The sequence below is a fragment of the Pseudomonas sp. GB2N2 genome (genome assembly GCF_054897705.1).
The window spans coordinates 634,839-653,974 of sequence record NZ_CM142701.1 but is presented as its reverse complement, the minus strand read 5'-3'; the positions used below and the strand labels follow the sequence as shown (position 1 = coordinate 653,974).

Annotated in this window: 17 protein-coding genes and 1 pseudogene; 11 read left to right on the top strand and 7 right to left on the bottom strand. The window is 60.7% G+C overall.

What is annotated here, in order from left to right; genetic code table 11:
- Positions 1-75: 75 nt before the first annotated feature.
- Genes ACYZT4_RS02970 through ACYZT4_RS02960 form a run of 3 tightly spaced genes read left to right on the top strand, consistent with a single transcriptional unit; the run spans position 76 to position 4,458 of the window.
- Positions 76-1,680, top strand: a complete 1,605-nt coding sequence (locus tag ACYZT4_RS02970; RefSeq protein WP_461985109.1) for a carboxyl transferase domain-containing protein — start codon at positions 76-78, stop codon at positions 1,678-1,680.
- Positions 1,681-1,693: 13 nt separating this feature from the next.
- Complete coding sequence (locus ACYZT4_RS02965; RefSeq protein ID WP_461985107.1) at positions 1,694-2,509, top strand: gamma-carboxygeranoyl-CoA hydratase; 816 nt, start codon at positions 1,694-1,696, stop codon at positions 2,507-2,509.
- The gene (locus ACYZT4_RS02960; protein ID WP_461985105.1) at positions 2,509-4,458 is read left to right on the top strand and encodes an acetyl/propionyl/methylcrotonyl-CoA carboxylase subunit alpha; all 1,950 of its coding nucleotides are present in this window, start codon (positions 2,509-2,511) and stop codon (positions 4,456-4,458) included. The genes ACYZT4_RS02965 and ACYZT4_RS02960 overlap by 1 nt, the downstream gene beginning before the upstream one ends.
- Positions 4,459-4,497: 39 nt before the next feature.
- Here ACYZT4_RS02960 and ACYZT4_RS02955 read toward each other — a convergent pair whose 3' ends face one another.
- Entirely contained in the window at positions 4,498-5,145 is a 648-nt protein-coding gene (locus tag ACYZT4_RS02955; RefSeq protein ID WP_461985103.1) for a LexA family protein, read from the bottom strand.
- A 129-nt stretch (positions 5,146-5,274) separates the two neighbouring features.
- Between ACYZT4_RS02955 and ACYZT4_RS02950 the strand changes: the two genes are divergently transcribed.
- Together ACYZT4_RS02950 and ACYZT4_RS02945 are read left to right on the top strand one after the other, a co-directional pair.
- Positions 5,275-5,616 (top strand): DUF6124 family protein, encoded by a 342-nt coding sequence (locus tag ACYZT4_RS02950; RefSeq protein ID WP_461985101.1) that lies wholly within the window; start codon positions 5,275-5,277, stop codon positions 5,614-5,616.
- A 483-nt stretch (positions 5,617-6,099) separates the two neighbouring features.
- Complete coding sequence (locus ACYZT4_RS02945) at positions 6,100-7,251, top strand: M14 family metallopeptidase (RefSeq protein ID WP_461985099.1); 1,152 nt, start codon at positions 6,100-6,102, stop codon at positions 7,249-7,251.
- Between the two features lie 40 nt (positions 7,252-7,291).
- On the opposite strand, the gene ACYZT4_RS02940 is transcribed toward ACYZT4_RS02945, so the two are convergent.
- Complete coding sequence (locus ACYZT4_RS02940) at positions 7,292-7,738, bottom strand: winged helix-turn-helix transcriptional regulator (RefSeq protein WP_461985097.1); 447 nt, start codon at positions 7,736-7,738, stop codon at positions 7,292-7,294.
- Positions 7,739-7,831: 93 nt separating this feature from the next.
- Here ACYZT4_RS02940 and ACYZT4_RS02935 point away from each other — a divergent pair, with 93 nt between their 5' ends.
- Positions 7,832-9,061 (top strand): MFS transporter, encoded by a 1,230-nt coding sequence (locus ACYZT4_RS02935; RefSeq protein ID WP_461985095.1) that lies wholly within the window; start codon positions 7,832-7,834, stop codon positions 9,059-9,061.
- 57 nt (positions 9,062-9,118) lie between these two features.
- On the opposite strand, the gene ACYZT4_RS02930 is transcribed toward ACYZT4_RS02935, so the two are convergent.
- Positions 9,119-9,664 (bottom strand): cytochrome b, encoded by a 546-nt coding sequence (locus tag ACYZT4_RS02930; RefSeq protein ID WP_461985094.1) that lies wholly within the window; start codon positions 9,662-9,664, stop codon positions 9,119-9,121.
- Entirely contained in the window at positions 9,661-10,746 is a 1,086-nt protein-coding gene (locus ACYZT4_RS02925; protein ID WP_461985092.1) for a catalase family peroxidase, read from the bottom strand. Before ACYZT4_RS02925 ends, ACYZT4_RS02930 begins: the two co-directional genes overlap by 4 nt.
- Before the next feature lie 158 nt (positions 10,747-10,904).
- On the opposite strand from ACYZT4_RS02925, the gene ACYZT4_RS02920 reads away from it, so the two are divergent.
- The 4 genes and pseudogenes from ACYZT4_RS02920 (at position 10,905) to ACYZT4_RS02905 (ending at position 13,869) form a co-directional block, all read left to right on the top strand.
- Positions 10,905-11,411, top strand: a complete 507-nt coding sequence (locus tag ACYZT4_RS02920) for an RNA polymerase sigma factor (RefSeq protein ID WP_461985090.1) — start codon at positions 10,905-10,907, stop codon at positions 11,409-11,411.
- Positions 11,408-12,160 carry an anti-sigma factor family protein gene (locus ACYZT4_RS02915; RefSeq protein WP_461985089.1) on the top strand — a complete coding sequence of 251 codons (753 nt, stop codon included), beginning with the start codon at positions 11,408-11,410 and terminating at the stop codon, positions 12,158-12,160. The genes ACYZT4_RS02920 and ACYZT4_RS02915 overlap by 4 nt, the downstream gene beginning before the upstream one ends.
- Positions 12,153-12,336: pseudogene (gene zapE, locus ACYZT4_RS02910) on the top strand (AFG1/ZapE family ATPase); the annotation flags it as partial. The gene ACYZT4_RS02915 and the pseudogene zapE, both read left to right, overlap by 8 nt.
- A gap of 231 nt (positions 12,337-12,567) precedes the next feature.
- Positions 12,568-13,869 (top strand): leucine-rich repeat-containing protein kinase family protein, encoded by a 1,302-nt coding sequence (locus ACYZT4_RS02905; RefSeq protein WP_461985087.1) that lies wholly within the window; start codon positions 12,568-12,570, stop codon positions 13,867-13,869.
- A gap of 64 nt (positions 13,870-13,933) precedes the next feature.
- Here ACYZT4_RS02905 and ACYZT4_RS02900 read toward each other — a convergent pair whose 3' ends face one another.
- Complete coding sequence (locus tag ACYZT4_RS02900; RefSeq protein WP_461985086.1) at positions 13,934-14,638, bottom strand: YebC/PmpR family DNA-binding transcriptional regulator; 705 nt, start codon at positions 14,636-14,638, stop codon at positions 13,934-13,936.
- A gap of 219 nt (positions 14,639-14,857) precedes the next feature.
- Between ACYZT4_RS02900 and ACYZT4_RS02895 the strand changes: the two genes are divergently transcribed.
- The gene (locus ACYZT4_RS02895) at positions 14,858-16,186 is read left to right on the top strand and encodes a type VI secretion system Vgr family protein (protein WP_461985084.1); all 1,329 of its coding nucleotides are present in this window, start codon (positions 14,858-14,860) and stop codon (positions 16,184-16,186) included.
- Here ACYZT4_RS02895 and ACYZT4_RS02890 read toward each other — a convergent pair whose 3' ends face one another.
- Positions 16,187-17,584, bottom strand: coding sequence for an FAD-dependent oxidoreductase (locus tag ACYZT4_RS02890; protein ID WP_461988531.1), 1,398 nt, complete (start codon positions 17,582-17,584; stop codon positions 16,187-16,189).
- 4 nt (positions 17,585-17,588) lie between these two features.
- Positions 17,589-18,914, bottom strand: a complete 1,326-nt coding sequence (locus tag ACYZT4_RS02885) for an MFS transporter (RefSeq protein ID WP_461985083.1) — start codon at positions 18,912-18,914, stop codon at positions 17,589-17,591.
- Between the last annotated feature and the right edge of the window lie 222 nt (positions 18,915-19,136).

Genomic DNA, 19,136 nt, shown 5'->3' with positions numbered 1-19,136 from the left:
GGCAAGCACATTGCGCTTTGGCCTCAACTTGCAGCTTGTAGCTTGCAACTCGAAGCTGCTACGGAGTAGCCCCCCATGATTCTGCATACCCAGCTCAACCCTCGTTCGGCAGAGTTCGCGACCAACAGCGCGGCGATGCTCACACAAGTCGATGCCCTGCACACCCTGCTTGCGCAAGTGCAGCAAGGTGGAGGCTTGAAGGCGCAAGAACGCCACACTTCGCGGGGTAAATTACTGCCCCGTGAACGCATCAATCGCTTGCTCGATCCGGGCTCGCCGTTTCTCGAGATCAGTCAACTGGCGGCTTACGAGGTGTATGGCGAGGACGTGCCGGCCGCGGGCGTAATCGCCGGCATTGGCCGTGTCGAAGGTGTCGAGTGCATGATCGTGGCCAACGATGCCACGGTGAAAGGAGGCTCGTATTACCCATTGACGGTGAAGAAGCACCTGCGCGCGCAGACCATCGCCCAGCAGAATCGCTTGCCGTGCATTTATCTGGTGGATTCGGGTGGCGCCAACTTGCCGCGTCAGGACGAAGTGTTCCCGGACCGCGAACATTTCGGCCGGATCTTCTTCAACCAGGCGAACATGAGCGCCATGGGCATTCCGCAGATCGCCGTGGTCATGGGCTCCTGCACCGCCGGCGGTGCTTATGTGCCGGCAATGGCGGACGAAGCGATCATGGTCCGCGACCAGGCGACGATTTTCCTCGCCGGCCCTCCGCTGGTGAAAGCCGCGACCGGTGAAGTGGTAAGTGCCGAAGATCTCGGAGGCGCCGACGTGCACTGCAAGATTTCCGGGGTCGCCGATCATTACGCCGAGAGCGATGAGCACGCCTTGGCCATAGCCCGCCGCAGCATCGCCAACCTGAACTGGCGCAAGCTCGGCGAGGTGCAGCAGCGCACACCGATCGCCCCGCTCTACGCCAGCGACGAGTTGTATGGCGTAGTGTCGGCGGACGCCAAGCAACCGTTCGACGTGCGCGAAGTGATTGCGCGGCTGGTGGACGGTTCGGTGTTTGACGAATTCAAGGCGTTGTTCGGGACGACGCTGGTGTGCGGTTTTGCCTACTTGCACGGTTACCCGATCGCAATCCTCGCCAACAATGGCATCCTCTTCGCCGAGGCCGCGCAAAAAGGCGCGCACTTCATCGAACTGGCCTGCCAGCGCGGCATCCCGTTGCTGTTCCTGCAAAACATCACTGGCTTCATGGTCGGCCAGAAATACGAGGCCGGTGGCATCGCCAAGCACGGCGCGAAACTGGTGACCGCCGTGGCGTGCGCCAAGGTGCCGAAATTCACCGTGATCATCGGCGGCAGCTTCGGTGCCGGCAACTACGGCATGTGCGGACGGGCTTACGATCCGCGCTTTTTGTGGATGTGGCCGAACGCGCGCATCGGCGTGATGGGCGCCGAGCAGGCGGCCGGGGTTTTGGTCCAGGTAAAACGCGAGCAGGCCGAGCGCAGTGGTTTGGGCTTCAGCGCTGAGCAGGAGGCAGAGATCAAGCAGCCGATCCTCGATCAGTACGAAGAACAGGGCCATCCTTACTATTCCAGCGCACGGCTGTGGGACGACGGCGTCATCGACCCGGCGCAGACCCGGGACGTGCTGGCCCTGGCCTTGTCCGCGTCGCTGAACGCGCCAATCGAACCGAGCCGCTTCGGCGTGTTCCGGATGTGATCGGGAGAAACTCATGAACGACTTCAACACCCTCGAATTGCACACCGACCCGCGGGGTTTTGCGACCCTGTGGCTCAGCCGCGAAGAGAAGAACAACGCGTTCAACGCCGAGATGATCCGTGAACTGATCCTTGCACTGGACAAGGTGTCGGGCGATGCCAGCCTGCGTTTCCTGGTGGTGCGTGGACGCGGCAAGCACTTCAGCGCCGGTGCCGACCTGGCCTGGATGCAGCAATCGGCCGAGCTCGATTACCAGACCAATCTGGACGATGCCCGGGAACTGGCGGAGTTGATGTACAACCTTGCCAAACTGAAAATCCCGACCCTGGCCGTGGTGCAAGGCGCGGCGTTCGGTGGCGCACTGGGCCTGATCAGTTGCTGCGACATGGCCATCGGCGCCGATGACGCGCAGTTCTGCCTCTCGGAAGTACGCATTGGCCTGGCGCCGGCGGTGATCAGCCCGTTCGTGGTGCAAGCCATCGGTGAGCGCGCGGCACGCCGTTATGCGCTGACGGCCGAACGCTTCGGCGGTCAACGGGCGCGGGAAATCGGCCTGTTGTCGGAGAGTTATCCAATCGCGGAGCTGGAACTGAAGGTTGCGCAATGGATCGATAATCTGCTGCTCAACAGCCCGGCCGCCATGCGTGTCAGCAAGGATTTGCTGCGTGAAGTCGGCAACGGCGCGTTGACCCCCGCGCTGCGTCGCTACACCGAAAATGCCATCGCGCGAATTCGCGTCAGCCCCGAAGGCCAGGAAGGCCTGCGTGCCTTTCTGCAAAAACGTCCGCCGAACTGGCAGGCCGAAACCACCCCCAAGGAGCCGCGTTGATGAGCGCACCTGTGATTACTTCTGTGCTGGTGGCCAACCGTGGCGAAATCGCTTGCCGGGTCATGCGCACCGCCAAGGCCCTGGGCCTGACCACCGTCGCCGTGCACAGCGCCACCGACCGTGAAGCCCGGCACAGCCGCGAAGCGGATATCCGCGTCGACCTCGGTGGTAGCAAAGCCGCCGACAGCTATCTGCAAATGGACAAGCTGATCGCTGCCGCCAAGGCCAGTGGCGCTCAGGCGATTCACCCGGGTTATGGCTTTCTGTCGGAAAACGCCGGGTTCGCCCGGGCGATCGAAGCCGCCGGCCTGATCTTCCTTGGCCCGCCCGCCTCCGCCATTGACGCCATGGGCAGCAAATCCGCAGCCAAAGCCTTGATGGAAACCGCTGGCGTGCCGCTGGTGCCCGGTTATCACGGCGAGGCGCAAGACCTCGACACCTTCCGCGATGCCTGCGAACGCATCGGTTATCCGGTGTTGCTCAAGGCCACGGCCGGGGGTGGCGGCAAAGGCATGAAGGTGGTCGAGGACATCAGCCAACTGGCCGAAGCCCTGGCCTCGGCCCAGCGTGAAGCGCAATCCTCGTTCGGCGATTCGCGGATGCTGGTCGAGAAATACCTGCTGAAGCCGCGGCACGTGGAAATTCAGGTCTTCGCCGACCAGCACGGCAACTGCCTGTACCTCAACGAGCGCGATTGCTCGATTCAGCGCCGGCACCAGAAAGTCGTCGAAGAAGCGCCTGCGCCGGGCCTCAGTCCGGAACTGCGTCGCGCCATGGGCGAAGCCGCCGTGCGCTCGGCGCAGGCCATCGGTTATGTCGGGGCCGGCACCGTGGAATTCCTGCTGGATTCGCGCGGCGAGTTCTTCTTCATGGAGATGAACACCCGCCTGCAAGTCGAACACCCGGTGACTGAAGCGATCACCGGCCTCGACCTGGTGGCCTGGCAGATTCGCGTGGCGCGTGGTGAAGCACTGCCGATGACCCAGGATCAGGTGCCATTGACCGGGCATGCCATCGAAGTGCGGTTGTATGCCGAAGACCCGGCCAATGATTTCTTGCCGGCCACCGGGCGTCTGGCGTTGTATCGCGAATCGGCAGAAGGTCCGGGACGCCGTGTCGACAGTGGCGTTGAAGAAGGCGACGAGATTTCGCCGTTCTACGACCCGATGCTTGGCAAGCTGATCGCCTGGGGCGAGGATCGCGAACAGGCGCGTCTGCGCTTGTTGAGCATGCTCGACGAGTTCGCGATCGGCGGGCTCAAGACCAACATCAACTTCTTGCGTCGCATCATCGGCCACCCGGCATTTGCCGCGGCCGAGCTGGATACCGGGTTCATTCCGCGCTACCAGGAACAACTGCTGCCCGCCCCCTCGGATTTGAGTGATGAGTTCTGGCAAGCGGCGGCGCAGGCTTTTGCCCAAAGCCAGGCGGACATGATCCGCATTGATGACCCGAGTTCGCCGTGGGGCAGCAACAGCGGTTTCCGTGCCGGATTGCCGAAAGAAATCACCTTGCACTTGAGCTGCAAAGGCCAGGATCGGGCGCTGACACTCGGTAACACCTGCTCGGCGCATCTCAACGGCGAGCAACTGTCGACCGAGCACAACGGTGTACGCCGTCAGCATCGGGCCATCCGTCGCGATGGTGTCGTGTATCTGCAATGGGACGGTGAGCTGCGCCGCATCGAGGCCTACGATCCGATCGGTGCGGTCGAAGCCGGCCACAGTCATCAGGGCGGACTTACGGCGCCGATGAACGGCAGCATCGTACGGGTGCTCGTGGAAGCCGGGCAAACGGTCGAAGCCGGAGCGCAACTGGTGGTGCTGGAGGCGATGAAGATGGAGCACAGTATTCGAGCGCCACACGCCGGGGTGATCAAGGCGCTTTACTGCCAGGAGGGCGAAATGGTCAGCGAAGGCAGCGCGTTGGTCGAGTTGGAAGAAGCCTGAAATGCGGATCGGTCCTACGCCTTGCGGGGACCGATCTGATCAGAACCTTGCCGTTGCCTGAACCACCACTCCGATAATTCGGCAGGCATCGGTGTAAAGGGCTTTCGGATACGTCGGATTGAGCGGGACCAGATAACGCTGCCCGCCCTCTTCGATCAGCTTGCGAAAAGTCGCCTCGGTGCTGTCCGGCCATTGCGCGATCACCAGCCTTCCAGGTTCCGGCACAATGGCCGGGTCCACCAGGATCATCATGCCCTCGGCGATACTGACGCCATTCGGCGCCGTCATCGCATCACCCGCCACCCTCAACCAGAACGCCGCGCCCTGTGCGTGGTAATCGGTGAGTTCGAAGCGCGCCGTGTCATACACCGTCGGCTCACCGTCGCGCACCTCGCAGGATGCTTGCCAGTCGCTGACCGGGTAACGGAAATACGGGTTGTATTTGCGCACCAGGTCCTGGCTGTCCGCCTTCGCGGTTTCCGGCTCGCGGATGACCAGCGCCACTTCGAGAAACTCCATGCCCAGTGCGTGAAGCACACGGTTCATGTCGTCGATGCCCGGCTGCCGACGTTTGTTCAGCCAATGGCCGATGCCGCCCTGGGACATCCCCAAGCGCTCGGCGAGTATCTCTTGAGTGACGTTGAGCTCACTCATTTTGGCCTTGACCAATTCAATCCATTTATCCATGTGCGGCACGATACTTGGACGCCTCCGGCCATCAAAACACAAATTGTAGTATTTAAATCTTCGTCACAAATACAGATCGTACTAGGATTGAATTACGGATCTGAATCTTTCACGGAGTTTGCCATCGCCATGACCATCGCCAGTAACGACCTGCCCGACCTGCAAATCGACACCTCCCTCACTTCAGCCAAAGGCTCGGCCGCCGCGCAAAAGGCCCTGGATTTTTACTTGAAACCAGCTGTGTCCGAAGAGGTGGAAGAAGAACGTTTTTTTGATGTGAACCGCAATGTCAGTTGCGAGGAAGCGCTGGTGCGCGCTTCAGACCTGCTGCGCTGCGCCGCCGCCACCGCGTCCGAGTCCGCGAACCATCTGAATGGTGTCCATCGGGACCTGGCGTTCTCCACGGTGCACATGATCGACATGGCCAAGGCGTTGCTGGACCGATCCCTCGATGGGATTCACCACGGATAGAATCAGAGGGAGTATTTCGGAGGGTGCGGGAAACAATTTTCCCATCGCGCGGGTAAAACCATTTGACTTGCAAACGAGAATGATTATTATTGCATTCAGCTGGTCGCGAGATCAGTCGATTGTCCAAGTGGCCTTAGGTCGGTCTCCTGGACTATCTCCTCATCAGGCTAATCACGGTTTTTGACCCGGCTTTTGCCGGGTCTTTTTTTGCCAGTTTTTCTGGCTTTACCTTCAGGCTAATGAAGTCTTTACGTGCTGCACATTCGATGGCGCGGATATATCAAAAGAATATCCGCTGGCAAGAGAAGCCCGGCAACATTGGGCCAAACTCAAGGAAAAAATAGCACTTGAGAATCAATTGCACAGTCTCTAAGCTGCATCGGCGTCAAGGAAGACGCCCCCCTAAACCCCGTAATTTCCCCCGGTCCTCCCTTCTCAGCGTGTAAAGTAACAGCCATAAAAAATCATATTCAGGAATCGACTATGACTGTGGCTAAATCCTCTTTCGACATCAGCGCCAACTTCGACAGTGGCAACATTGAAGTCCTGGATATCAGCAACCCGTTGCAAGCGCTGTTGGCCATCAAGCCGGACACCCGCAGCCAGCATTTCCAGTGGTTTCATTTCAAGGCCAGCGGCCTGCACGTCGGCCAGGAGCACTGGTTTCGTCTGAACAATGCCAGTAAATCCTCGTACAACAAAGCCTGGGACGGTTATCAGGCGGTGGCCTCCTACGATCACGTCAACTGGTTCCGGGTGCCAACCATTTTTGAAGGCGACTGCCTGCGTTTCAGCCTCGAAGCCACAGCGACCCACGCCTGGTTTGCCTATTTCGAGCCTTACAGCCGTGGTCGCCATGACTGGTTGATCGAGCAGGCGCTGACCAAGGCCGGCACCGAACTGCTGGCCACTGGCAAGAGTGTTGAAGGTCGCGACATTCAGCTGCTGCGCAAAGGTACGGGCGCTGAAAATCAACGCAAGGTCTGGATGATTGCCCAGCAACACCCCGGCGAACATATGGCCGAATGGTTCATGGAGGGCGTGATCGAGCGTCTGGAACGGCACGACGATCCGGTCTTGAACAAACTTCTGGCCAGCGCCGATTTGTATCTGGTGCCGAACATGAACCCGGACGGCGCGTTCCACGGTCACCTGCGCACCAACGCCATGGGCCAGGACCTGAATCGCGCGTGGCAGAGCGCCAGCCAGGAAGTCAGCCCGGAAGTGCTGTTCGTCCAGCAGCAAATGGAGAAGCACGGCGTCGACCTGTTCCTCGACGTTCACGGCGATGAAGAAATCCCCTACGTATTCACCGCCGGTTGCGAAGGCAACCCGGGTTACACGCCACGGATCGCCAAACTCGAAGAACATTTCCGTAGCCATCTGCAACACCTGACCAAGGATTTCCAGACCAAGCACGGCTACACCCTCGACGAGCCAGGCAGAGCCAACATGACCCTGGCGTGCAACAGCGTCGGTGAGAAATTCGACTGCCTGGCGTTGACCCTGGAAATGCCGTTCAAGGACAACAACGACAAACCGGATCCGCTGACGGGCTGGTCGGGCAAGCGCTCGAAGCAGTTGGGCAAGGATGTGTTGACGACCGTTGCCGACATCATTGATACGGTGCGCTAATCCATCGAAATGGCTGCATGCCCGCCATGCAGCCATCGCTTTATTCGGCCACCCGTCGCACGCAATCCTCCGGCCCCAGCAGACGCCCGTCCTCTGCACGCAATACCAGCGGCATCACCGGTTGCCCGTTTTCACGATCAACCACCCGCGAATGCGCCTCCCCTTCCTCATAAAAAAAAGCCTCGCCCCACTGCCGCAAGCCGATGATCAGCGGGAACAGCCCTTTGCCCTTCTCCGTCAGCACATATTCCTGATACGCGCTGCCATCTGACGCCGGCACCAGATCGAAAATCCCGTGGGCCACCAATGTGCGCAAGCGTGCCGATAGAATGTTCTTCGCCATCCCCAAACTGCGCTGGAACTCGCCGAACCGGCGAATGCCGTCGAACGCGTCGCGCACGATCAGCAACGACCACCAATCGCCAATGGCATCCAGTGAACGGGCAATCGGGCATTCGGCGCTTTGCATGCTGGTACGTTTGGCCACAGATGCGCCCTCCAGGAAAATGTGGTTGCAATATAAAACCAGACTCCTTACCGTACAACTGGTTTTATTTAGAAACCACTTTAGGAGAGCGACGTGAAGCCTGATCAAACAACACTCAGTACCGGCGTCGTCGTGCTGTTCGCCGTCGCCTGCGGCCTGGCGGTCGGCAACGTGTATTACGCACAGCCCTTGCTCGATGCCATGGCCGATGCCTTCGCGATGGACCCGGCCACCGTCGGCATCGTCGTCACGCTGACCCAGGTCGGTTATGGCGTCGGATTATTGCTGCTGGTGCCCCTCGGTGATCTGATGAACCGCCGACGCCTGATCGTCACGCAAACCCTGCTGTCGGCGCTGACCTTGTTGCTGATCGCATTAGCCCCGACCAGCACCTGGCTGTTGATCGGAATGACATTGACCGGGCTATTGGCGGTCGTGACGCAAGTGCTGGTGGCCTACGCCGCGACATTGGCGATCCCGGCGGAGCGCGGGCGTGTGGTCGGCGTGGTCACCAGCGGCATCGTTGTCGGGATTTTGCTGGCGCGTACAGTGGCGGGCGGCATGGCCGATATGGCGGGCTGGCGCTCGATTTATCTGTTGTCGGCGGGGCTGACCCTGATGATGGCGTTGCTGTTGTTGCGTGTACTGCCCAAACACGAAGCCGCGCAACCCGCCAGTTCCTACGCGGCGCTGCTCGGCTCGATATTCGTGTTGTTCAAGGAGGAATCGGTGCTGCGTCAACGGGCAATGCTCGCCTTGCTGACCTTCGCCAGCGCCATGGTGCTGTGGACACCCATGGTGTTACCGCTGAGCGCCCCGCCGTTGTCGTTGTCCCACACCCAGATCGGATTGTTCGGACTGGCCGGGGCTGCCGGCGCACTGGCCGCCGCGCGCGCCGGGCATCTGGCCGATCGCGGCTGGGGTCAATGGACCAGCGGTTTATCGCTGTTGTTGATGCTGGTCTCCTGGGTGCCAATTGCGCTGACGCACTCTTCGCTGTGGGCCTTGTTGCTGGGCGTCATCGCCCTCGATCTGGGCTTGCAGGCCGTGCACGTCACCAGCCAGAGCATGATTTATAGCGTACGCCCCGAAGCCCAAAGCCGACTCACTGCCGGTTACATGCTGTTCTATTCGATCGGCAGCGCCCTGGGTTCGATCGGTTCGACGGCGATGTATGCCTGGGCCGGGTGGATTGGAGTTTGTCTGTTGGGGGCGGGGATCAACGCGGTGGCGCTGATCTATTGGTGGCGGACGCTAGCCACTAAAACACTTCAACCCTGTGGGAGCGGGCTTGCTCGCGAAAGCGGTTTGTCAGACACATAAATATCAACTGACACTCCGCCTTCGCGAGCAAGCCCGCTCCCACATGGGGTCATGTGATTAAACGTGATCCTCGCCTCGCAGCATGCTGTCGAGCACATCATCGCGGCGTATCCAGCCGTGGAACAATGCCGCCGCCAAATGCACCAACACGGTCAGAAACAGCAGATACGCCAGATAACCGTGGGCCTTGCGCAGGAACGCAAACACCTGGGCGTTCGCCGGCAGAATCGACGGCAACTGCAAGGAACTGCCGAGCATCACCGGGTCGCCTGCTGCCGATATCATTGCCCAGCCGAGCAGCGGCAGGATAAACATCAAGGCGTACAGCAAGACGTGTGAAGCCTTGGCCGCCAGCACCTGCCAACCCGGCAAGTCCGCCGGCAAAGGGGGTTGTCGGGTTGAGAAGCGAACGCCGAGACGCACGATCACCAGCAAGAGAATGGCAATGCCCAGCGGCTTGTGCAGGTGAATCAGCCACTCATGCCGCTGCGAAACGGAAGCGACCATCCCGGCGCCGATAAACAGCATGGCAATGATCATCAACGCCATCAGCCAGTGCAGCAGTCGCGCCAAAGGAGCGAAATGGTTCGTTTGGTTGCTCATTGTTGAGCCTCCTGTTTGGCGGCGGGCAACTGGCTGACTTCACTGGTGCGGCGCAGGTAGGAATTGGAGTAACCGGCTGAGCGAGCGGCGAGCAACGGGTCGTCGGAACCTTCTATACCGGCAGGCAATACCAGCGGGTCATAGTTGATGTCGCGGCACTCGCCATTGAGCTGCGGCTGAGTGCTTTCGAGCACCAGCGTGCCCGCGTTCACCACTTTGCGGCCATCGGGCCAAGGCTTGCTGGCGTCGTTGATCGGGTCACCAGGGTTGGCCAACGTGATGTCGAGCTGGAAACGCAACGGTCCTGCAGCGATTCGCTGGACCAGGTCTTTCTCAAGGAAATCGTTGCCTTCAGGCGCCTTGGCACCTGCCGCATCCTGCGCCACCGGCACCATGCTCCAGCGCACTGCCTGCTTTTGCCCGGTCGCATTGACCAGGTAAAACGCATTGACGCTGTTGTAGGTTTCCGTCACGTAACTGGCCGACGGTTTGGCGGTTTTGATCCAGGCCAGGAACGGCCCGGCTTCCGGGTGCGAACCAAAGAACGCCGGCACCGCTGCCGGGTTCGGTTTGCCGGTGGCCGGGTCCGGCGACTGCGCTTGCTGCAATTCATAGAACGCTTGCGGCGTGCCCACCGGGAACACCGGCATGCTGTTCATCCCGGTGCGCCACTGTTGACCGTTGGCCTGGGTGAAACGCAACGCCAGACTGCGGATCGGCACCGCACTGTCCGGCGCGTAGGGATTGCCGGCCGGCAACGCGAAACGCCCAACCACCGGGGTCCGCGCCTCATTGAACACCTGAGCACTGGAATAACTGCGCGCCTCGCCACTGCTTTCGAAATGCCCGATCACGCACACGCCTTTGGAGTGATTACGTCGAAACCCCGGGTGAACGCCATTATTGGTTTCCAGCACATTGATCAGCTTTTTAGGGGTCAGACGTTGTGGGTCAAAGGTGCCGTTGACGTAGGCAAACGCCCCTGCGACGACGGCGACCACCACGGCAATGCCGGCCAGACGCAATGTCAGGCTCGCAGCACTCAAGGGTGGCCGGGTGGGCGGTGATGAGCGATCTACCATGAAAGACTCCAGGGCCAGCGGCCACAAGTGAGAAGGATCAAGCAGACGAACCGCACGACGGTTTATTCCATCGCACGGTATTTATTTTTTCAGGCGTGGAATAACCTCGTGTGCCGGGCGTCTTCCTAGTCCACAGCGTAGTGGCTAGTTAGAAACACATGAACGTTATTGACGAACAACTGAGAGAAATCATTCCCAGATTGCGCCGGTTTGCCATGTCCTTGACGCGCAATCCGAGCAGCGCGGACGATCTGGTGCAGTCATGTCTGGAGCGGGCGCTGTCGAGCTGGGGCGACAAACGCCCGGAAGGCGACTTGCGTGCCTGGCTGTTTTCGATTCTTTATCGACAGTTTCTCGATGCGCACCGTCGCTCCCGGCGATATGCGCGGATGCTCGAATTTTTCACCGGACGGGACGACGCCCAGCCATCGGTAGAGCGCACCGTGATCGCCCAATCGACCTTGCAAGCGTTCGATCAGCTGAACACCGAACAGCGTGCATTGCTACTCTGGGTGTCGGTCGAAGGCTTGAGCTACAAGGAGGTCGCCGAGATTCTCGACGTCCCGGTCGGCACCGTCATGTCGCGCCTGTCCCGCGCCCGCCAGGCCCTGCGCCAGCTGAGCGACGGCGAAATTACCCGCCCTTCCCTGCGGAGACTCAAATGATCAGCATGCCCCCGAGCGAGCGTGACCTGCACGCTTATGTCGACCACCAGTTGAACGAAGACAACCGCCATCTGGTCGAGACTTTTCTGGCGAGCAATGCAGAAATGGCTGCACAGGTTCGTGCCTGGCAGCAGGACGCCCAGCACTTGCGCGCGGCCCTCAGCGGCGCGTTACAGCAACCGGCCAAACCAGAACTTGACCCGGCGCTGATTCGCCAGCGCCTCAAACGTCAATCGCGCCGACACCTGGCCAGCGCTGCGGTGTTGCTGATCGCCGTGAGCATCGGTGGAGTCAGCGGTTGGCAAGCGCGGGAGATGACCCTTCTCAGCACGGCGGCGCCAATGGCCGATGCAATGCAGGCGTATCGACTGTTTGCCCAACAGGGCTTTCTGCCGGCCGATTACAAGGTCAGCGATGACGGCGATATGCAGGGTTGGCTCGATCGCTATTTCACCCAGGCCAATCGCTTGCCAGACCTTTCGGGGGCCGGTTTCAAACCGGTGAGCGGGCGCTTGCTCAGCACCGAGCAAGGGCCGGCGGCGATGGTGGTTTATGAAGATCGCGGCGGGCATAAGGTCAGTTTCTATGTGCGACCGCCGGGTCCGAAAAACTTTTTGTTGCCTCGAGGCAGTCGCAGCGATGAAGGCTTGCAGGCCGAGTATTGGTCCGGCGGAGGCTACAACTACGCGATGGTCAGCCCAAGCGATACATCAGCGGCGCGGATGCTCAGGCAAACCGTGAATTTCTGAATACTCATATCTTGCGCAAGTCCATGACTACTTCCGCCACAAGGCACATTCTCAGGGTTACACCCTCAGCCAAAGCCAGCAGTGTTTGATCGACTGCATGGCGCCGTGGGGCGCGGCAAAAGCTGGTTGCTCGACGGTTTTTCCAGGCGCTGCCGATCGCGGAAAAACAGCGGCTGGAACTGTGCCGCCGTTTCGATCACTGGATCATCGACGAACTGCACGACCTCGCCGACTGATCGTTATTTGATTGTGCACATCCTGTGGACTGACACCGTTTCCTGTAGGAGCGAGCCTGCTCCGGGCGGCGCTCCGACGAAAGCGGCCTGACAGTCACCCGGGTTTTACCGCTATCATGTCGCCCTTTTTCAGGCCCCGCGCCCTACCCCAATCGATAGCGAATTCTGTTCATGGATACCCTTGCCCAACTGCGCGCCGGCCTGCTGGCCGGCGCCACTCGCCTGGACCTGGCCGCCGGCTTGACGGAGTTCCCTCGGGAAATATTCGACCTGGCGGATTCGCTGGAAATACTCAACCTCGGCGGCAACAGCTTGAGCAGCCTGCCGGACGACTTCCATCGCCTGAGCCGCTTGCGCGTATTGTTCTGCGATCGCAATCAGTTCAGCGAACTGCCCGTCTGCCTTGGCCAGTGCGCCGCGTTGACCATGATCGGTTTCAAATCCAACCGTATCGAAACCGTCACGGGCGCCGCGCTGCCACCGTTGTTGCGCTGGCTGATCCTGACCGATAACCGCATCAGCGAATTGCCGACCGAGCTGGGTGAACGCCCGCATTTGCAAAAACTGATGCTGGCCGGTAATCGCTTGCAACGCTTGCCGGAAAGCTTGCGCCACTGTCATCGACTCGAGCTGACTCGCATCGCCGCCAACCAGTTGACAGAGTTGCCATCGTGGCTGCTGACCCTGCCGAGTCTGACCTGGCTGGCCTACGCCGGTAATCCGCTGGAAACCGAAGCCGACGCGGCCGCGCTCGACGCCACACCGACGATTTCCTGGTCGCAGCTGAGCCTTGAGAAGAAGCTGGGCGAAGGCGCCTCCGGGATCATTCATCAGGCGCTGTGGAAACAAACCACGCCAGTCGCGGTAAAACTCTATAAAGGCGAAATGACCAGCGATGGCTCGCCCCTGCATGAAATGAACGCCTGCATCACCGCCGGCCTTCATCCCAACCTGATACGGGTCGAAGGGCGAGTTGTCGAGCACCCGCAAGCGCAGGCCGGACTGGTCATGGCGTTGATCGGTCCGAGTTATCGCAACCTGGCCGGGTTGCCGAGCCTGGCGTCGTGCAGCCGTGACGTCTACGCCGACGACACCCGGTTCAGCGCCGGTGTGGCGTTGCGGATTGCCAGTGGCATCGCCTCGGTGGCTGAACATTTGCACCGCCAGGGCATCACTCATGGCGACCTCTATGGCCACAACATTATGTGGAACGAGGACGGCGATTGCCTGTTGGGGGACTTTGGCGCAGCGTCTTTCCACTCGACCGAAGACAGCCTTGAAAGCCGAGCGTTGCAGCGGATCGAGGTGCGTGCATTTGGTGTGCTGTTAGGGGAGTTGCTGGAGCGTATCGATTCGGGGTTGAGCGATGAGGGGCGTGCGCAGCTGGAGGATTTGCAGCAGCGCTGCTGTCAGCCGAATGTGCTGGCGCGGCCGGGGTTCAGCGAGATCGTGCTGGCGATTAAGACCTTATAGTGCAAAAAAGATCGCAGCCTGCGCAGCTCCTGCAGAAGCTGCGCAGGCTGCGATCTTTTGGTGTTTAACCTGCCAACCCGACAAACATATCCTGCACATCATCATGGTTATCGAGGCCTTCCAGGAACGCTTCGACTTCAGCCATCTGCTCATCGCTCAGGCCGCTGACCGGATTCTTCGGTTTGTAACCCAGCTTCGCCGACAACACGGTGAAACCCTGCTCAGGCAAGGCTTTCTGGACCGCATCCAGGTCAGTCGCTTCGGTAATGAACAAGGTCGCGCTTTCTTCACCCGCCTCGAAATCCTGGGCGCCGGCTTCAATAGCGGCCATTTCCGGATCGGCATTCGGACCGTCCGGGGACGCCTCGATCATGCCGACATGGTCAAAATCCCAGGCCACGGAACCGGAAGCGCCCAACTGCCCCTTTCGGAACGCGACGCGGATTTCCGCGACGGTGCGGTTGATGTTATCGGTCACGCATTCGACGATCAGCGGCACCTGATGCGGCGCGAACCCTTCATACGTCACGCGATGGTATTGCACGGTTTCGCCGAGCTGACCGGAGCCTTTCTTGATCGCACGTTCCAGGGTTTCGCGGGGCATCGAGGCCTTTTTCGCTTGTTCGACCACCAGGCGCAGGTGCGCGTTGGTCGTGATATCGGCACCGTTGCGCGCAGCGATGGTGATTTCCTTCACCAGTTTGCCGAAGATCTTGCCCTTGGCGTTGGATGCCGCTTCTTTGTGTTTAACCTTCCACTGTGCGCCCATTACTCACTCTCTTATCTGTGGCGCCGAGACATCTATTGGCCGACGCTTTGCGCAAGTTTATACGGCCTAAAGTTGGCAATCGACCAAAAAATCCATCCTGGCGCATCGGCATCTTCAACCGTAGTTGTAGGGCGATTCTGAAACATTGATTTACGGTGCCCCTAAACGGTCGCGGTTCCGTACCCTCTGTGACCGTACTCCCAGGCAGAAGCGCGTTCGATGCATAACGACAAGGAAAGTCCCTTCACCCTGACACTGCTGGACGGTGATTTGAGCCTGCAGGTGTTGCAGTTCAGCGGGCGTGAAGCTCTCAACCAGCCCTACCGGTTCGACATCGAAGTGATCGGCCTCGCACCGGCCATTCACTTTGATCGCCTGTTGCAACAGCCGGTGTTCCTCAACCTTGCGCCGGGCGAAGGCGTGCACGGGATCATCCACAGCGCCAGTCGCGAGCATCGCGGCCCGCACCGGATCGATTACCGGCTGGTGCTGGTGCCCTGGCTGCAAAACCTTGACCGGCAGCCTTCGCGCCGGGTATTCCATCAACTCGATGTGCCGGCCATCCTGCGCCAGCTCCTCGAAGAAAACGGCTTGCCTGAAGCCAGCTACCGCTTTGAACTGCCCAACGAGCGCTATCCCGCACGGCCCTTTTGCATCCAGTTCGACGAGAGCGACCTGGCGTTCCTGCAACGGCTCTGCGAAGAGGAAGGCATCCACTATCACTTCGAACATCAACGCGACGGTCACGTGCTGGTGCTGGCGGACGACAGCCTGAGTTTTCCTCAGGAGCCGCTCTCGACGCCCTTTGCCGGCGAATCGTCGGCTGCCGAAGAAGCACCGGTGATCAACGAGTTGTACCAACGCCACACCTCGCCTCCCATCGCCGCGCGGCCCGCCCCGCAACCGCTCGACCGCGAACGGCTCAGCCGGCGAATTCTCGAGCGACTTCGCTGCCGCCAAGGGCAGATGCACGGGCAGAGCAACCAGAGTGCGTTGCGCTGCGCACGCGTCGTACAAGTGTCGGACCATCCGCTGCCGAACTTCAACGATCAGTGGCTGTTAACCGAGATTCGCCATCAGGGCCAGCAGCCGTCGATTCTTGCGCACAGTTCAACCCATACCGTCCGGCATTACCGCAATCAGTTCACCGCGATTGCCTGGTCAACGGTATTCCGGCCCGCACTCACGCAGGACCGGCCGGGAATTCCAGGTTTTCAAACGGCCAGGGTGCTGGGCCCGGTCGGGGAGCCCGCCACGCTCGACGATCAAGGCAGGATTCAGGTTCGCTTATGGCCAACCCCGGAGAGCGCAGATGACGAAAGCAGCGGTTTCTGGCTGCCGGTGGTGCTCGCCACGCCTCAGGGCCGGATCGAGCCATCCAGACTGCCTGTCGCCGGAACCGATGTGCTGATCGGTTTTCTCGACAGCGATCCGGACCGACCGGTGTTTTACGCCGCCGCGAACAACCCGCCAGCGCCGCGACCGGTCCCGCGTCCCAAGGGCGACGACCGCCTGCTACTGGACTGGCTGGTGAACCGCACGCCTTGATCAGCCTTTGTCGGCCTTGCCTGCCGCCGCCGCGAATTTCGCAAGGCGCACGTCCAGATGCCGTGGCCGGCGCCCGTGATCTTCGGCGCGCTCCTTGCGGCGAATGGCGTTGCGCACCATCAGCGACCCGAGGTACCGAATCGGCTCCGGCGGAAACAGGCCCAATGGGCCGTTGACCAGCGGCGAGCGGGTCCAGGCATTGTCGCGCCCCTGGACCATCGACGCGAGAATTTGCCCGCCCATGTGGCACGGCCCGACCCCGCTGCCGGAATAACCAAATCCGTAGAACACATTGCCGTGGACGCTCATCTGGCCGAAGAACGGCAACCCGGTAACAGAGCGATCCGACGGACCGTTCCACGTTGCCTCGACCTTGACCCCGGCAAACGCCGGAAAGAAATCGCCGAGGCTGTGCTGCAACAATCCGGCATAGGGCGATGGCTGATCGAACACCGGCAACATCCGCCCACCATAGGCGAACGTGTTGCCGCCCTTGCCGAGCATGATTCGGCCGTCCGGCGTGTTGTGGTAGTAGTGCACGAAAATCCGCGAATCGAGCACGGTGACGCCGCTGGTCAAACCAATGTCGTTGAGCAGATCCGGGCGTGGCTCGGTGATCAGCATGTCGCTGGAGACAATCGCCACACTGCGCTCGAACTGCGGGAACGCGCGGGCCATCCACGCGTTCATTGCCAATACCACCCGGTCCGCGCGGACGGTGCCGTTGGGCGTCTGAATCGCCGCCGGTTTGCCTTCCTCCAGTCCGGTCATCGCGGTGTTTTCATGAATCCTCACCCCGAGCTGCAAGGCAACCCGGCGCAAACCGCGTACCAGCTTGCCCGGCTGCACACTCGCGGCGGCGGGCGAAAACCAGCCTTCCAGGTGTTTGGCCGAACCGGCCATGCGTTGCACATCGGCCACCGGCCGCTGGGTGAAAGAGTTGATGCCGTTGCGTTCGAGCGCGGCGATAACCGCGTCGGTCGAGCCGCATTGAGCGCGGTTGGTCGCGGTGTACAGCGTGCCGTCGAGGCGGTAATCGGCGTCCACGCCGTACTGTTCGCAGAACGTGCCGATTGCGTAGATGCTGCGCTCGGATTCCTTGACCAGCCGCACCGCCTCTTCGACGCCGAACAACCTTTCCAGGGTGAAATACTTGGCTGACCACGACAGTGCACAACCGCCGTTGCGGCCGCTGGCGCCGGCCCCGCAGATGTCGGCCTCGATCAACACTACGTCCAGTTCAGGGTTCTGTTCCTTGAGCTTGATCGCGGTCCACAACCCGGTGTAGCCACCGCCGACGATGCAAACGTCGGCGCGGGTTTCGCTAGCCAAGGGGTCGCACGGCGCGCAGGGTTCAGCCGCCAGCGCCTGTTCCAGCCAGAAAGGTCTCATCAGTATTTCCTCAGGTACGCAGGGGTTTGACGCTGATCGGCCGGTTCGGCACGAATGCACTTTGGGCACGCAGGCCCGCCGGGCGGCTGTTCCAGTAAGGAATCAGCACCAATGCTGAAAACAAGGCGCAGCCGGCGAAGATAATGAACACGGTGACCGAGTCGAAGTAGCCCGGCAGCAGGCCGCCGAGAATTGCCCCGACCGAGCCGCAACCGTTGACGAAGCCCGCCGACGTGGCACCGGCCTTGGCGGTGCCGAAATCGATGGCGGCCGCGCCGCTGATCATCGAGTCGGGTCCGTACAGCGTCAGTCCCATGACGAACAGCAGTGCCACCACCAGCGTCACACTGCCGGTGTGCAACGCGCCCATGAACAAGGCGAGCGAGACGGTCAACGCGAGGAGACTGATCACGCAGGCCGGCATGCGCCGCGCGCCGAACAGTTTGTCCGAGGCCAGCCCGAGCAGAATCGGCCCGAGCAACCCGGCCAGTTCAAACGCCGTGGGAATGATCGCCGCACCGACCTTGCCCACCGTCGGCATCTGCTCGAAAACGATCACCGGCCCCCACAGCAGAATCGCGTAGCGCGCCGGTTTCAGCAGGAAGTACGCGAGGCCGAGAATCAGCACCGTGCGGTTGCGCAGGATTTCCTTCAGCGGTTCCAGCACGCTGATCTTGCTTTGCGCGTGTGCCTCTTCGGCGGTCAGTTCGGGTTCCGGCTCCACGGCGGGCAAGCCGACGTCTTGCGGGGTGTTGCGTTGGAAAATAAAAAACAGCACGGCGACCAGCCCAACCACCGCCGCACTGGAAATGAACGCCGCATGCCAGGTGCCGATGAGCGTATACGCCCACCAACCGGCAAACGGCGACGCCACGAGCCCGCCAAACGCATAGCAGGAACTCCATAACCCGAGTACTCGCCCGCGCTGTTCGGCGGGGAAAAAACTGCCAAGGTTCTTGCACAGCCCCGACCATCCGGTGGACTGGGCCAGGCCTTGAATCAGCATGCAGGTGGCGAAAATCGGTAACGTCGCAAAGCTGCCCATGACCAGCGCCGCGACGGCGGAAATCAGCAAGCCGCCGAGCACCACGACCCGCGGGCCAAAGCGGTCGGCGAGGATGCCCCAGGTGAATTGCCCGATGGCGTAAGCGCTTAGATAAATGGCGTCGAGGTTGGCCATGGCCATCTTGTCGAGCATGAACGAGGGGTCTTCGGCGATCCCCAGTTTGGCCACGGAAAATGCTTTGCGGGTGAAGTAGAAAGCGGCGTAGGCGAGCCAGGTGATTGCGAAGATCTGCACGCGCCAACGCTTGATGGTGCCGATGTGCTTGTTCATTGTGGTTCTGACCTCAGGGTGTGAGTGTGCCGGCAGAAATTGAGAAATAACGCCTGTCTTTTTATTGTTGAGCACTGCGATATCGCTGCTTCCCTGAGGCGATACCGGTCAGATGAGTCCTGCTGATGCACGCAGAGGCTCATGGTCACGGGCTGTTCGACTGAGCAGTCACCGCGACTGAGGCCGATAAAAACAATTACTGATTAATAAGTGAAATCGATT

Coding starts and splice junctions, on each gene's coding strand:
- ACYZT4_RS02970 (WP_461985109.1), top strand. CDS start 76: ATGATTCTGCATACCCAGCTCAACCCTCGTTCGGCAGAGTTCGCGACC.
- ACYZT4_RS02965 (WP_461985107.1), top strand. CDS start 1,694: ATGAACGACTTCAACACCCTCGAATTGCACACCGACCCGCGGGGTTTT.
- ACYZT4_RS02960 (WP_461985105.1), top strand. CDS start 2,509: ATGAGCGCACCTGTGATTACTTCTGTGCTGGTGGCCAACCGTGGCGAA.
- ACYZT4_RS02955 (WP_461985103.1), bottom strand. CDS start 5,145: ATGGATAAATGGATTGAATTGGTCAAGGCCAAAATGAGTGAGCTCAAC.
- ACYZT4_RS02950 (WP_461985101.1), top strand. CDS start 5,275: ATGACCATCGCCAGTAACGACCTGCCCGACCTGCAAATCGACACCTCC.
- ACYZT4_RS02945 (WP_461985099.1), top strand. CDS start 6,100: ATGACTGTGGCTAAATCCTCTTTCGACATCAGCGCCAACTTCGACAGT.
- ACYZT4_RS02930 (WP_461985094.1), bottom strand. CDS start 9,664: ATGAGCAACCAAACGAACCATTTCGCTCCTTTGGCGCGACTGCTGCAC.
- ACYZT4_RS02925 (WP_461985092.1), bottom strand. CDS start 10,746: ATGGTAGATCGCTCATCACCGCCCACCCGGCCACCCTTGAGTGCTGCG.
- ACYZT4_RS02920 (WP_461985090.1), top strand. CDS start 10,905: ATGAACGTTATTGACGAACAACTGAGAGAAATCATTCCCAGATTGCGC.
- ACYZT4_RS02915 (WP_461985089.1), top strand. CDS start 11,408: ATGATCAGCATGCCCCCGAGCGAGCGTGACCTGCACGCTTATGTCGAC.
- ACYZT4_RS02905 (WP_461985087.1), top strand. CDS start 12,568: ATGGATACCCTTGCCCAACTGCGCGCCGGCCTGCTGGCCGGCGCCACT.
- ACYZT4_RS02900 (WP_461985086.1), bottom strand. CDS start 14,638: ATGGGCGCACAGTGGAAGGTTAAACACAAAGAAGCGGCATCCAACGCC.
- ACYZT4_RS02895 (WP_461985084.1), top strand. CDS start 14,858: ATGCATAACGACAAGGAAAGTCCCTTCACCCTGACACTGCTGGACGGT.
- ACYZT4_RS02885 (WP_461985083.1), bottom strand. CDS start 18,914: ATGAACAAGCACATCGGCACCATCAAGCGTTGGCGCGTGCAGATCTTC.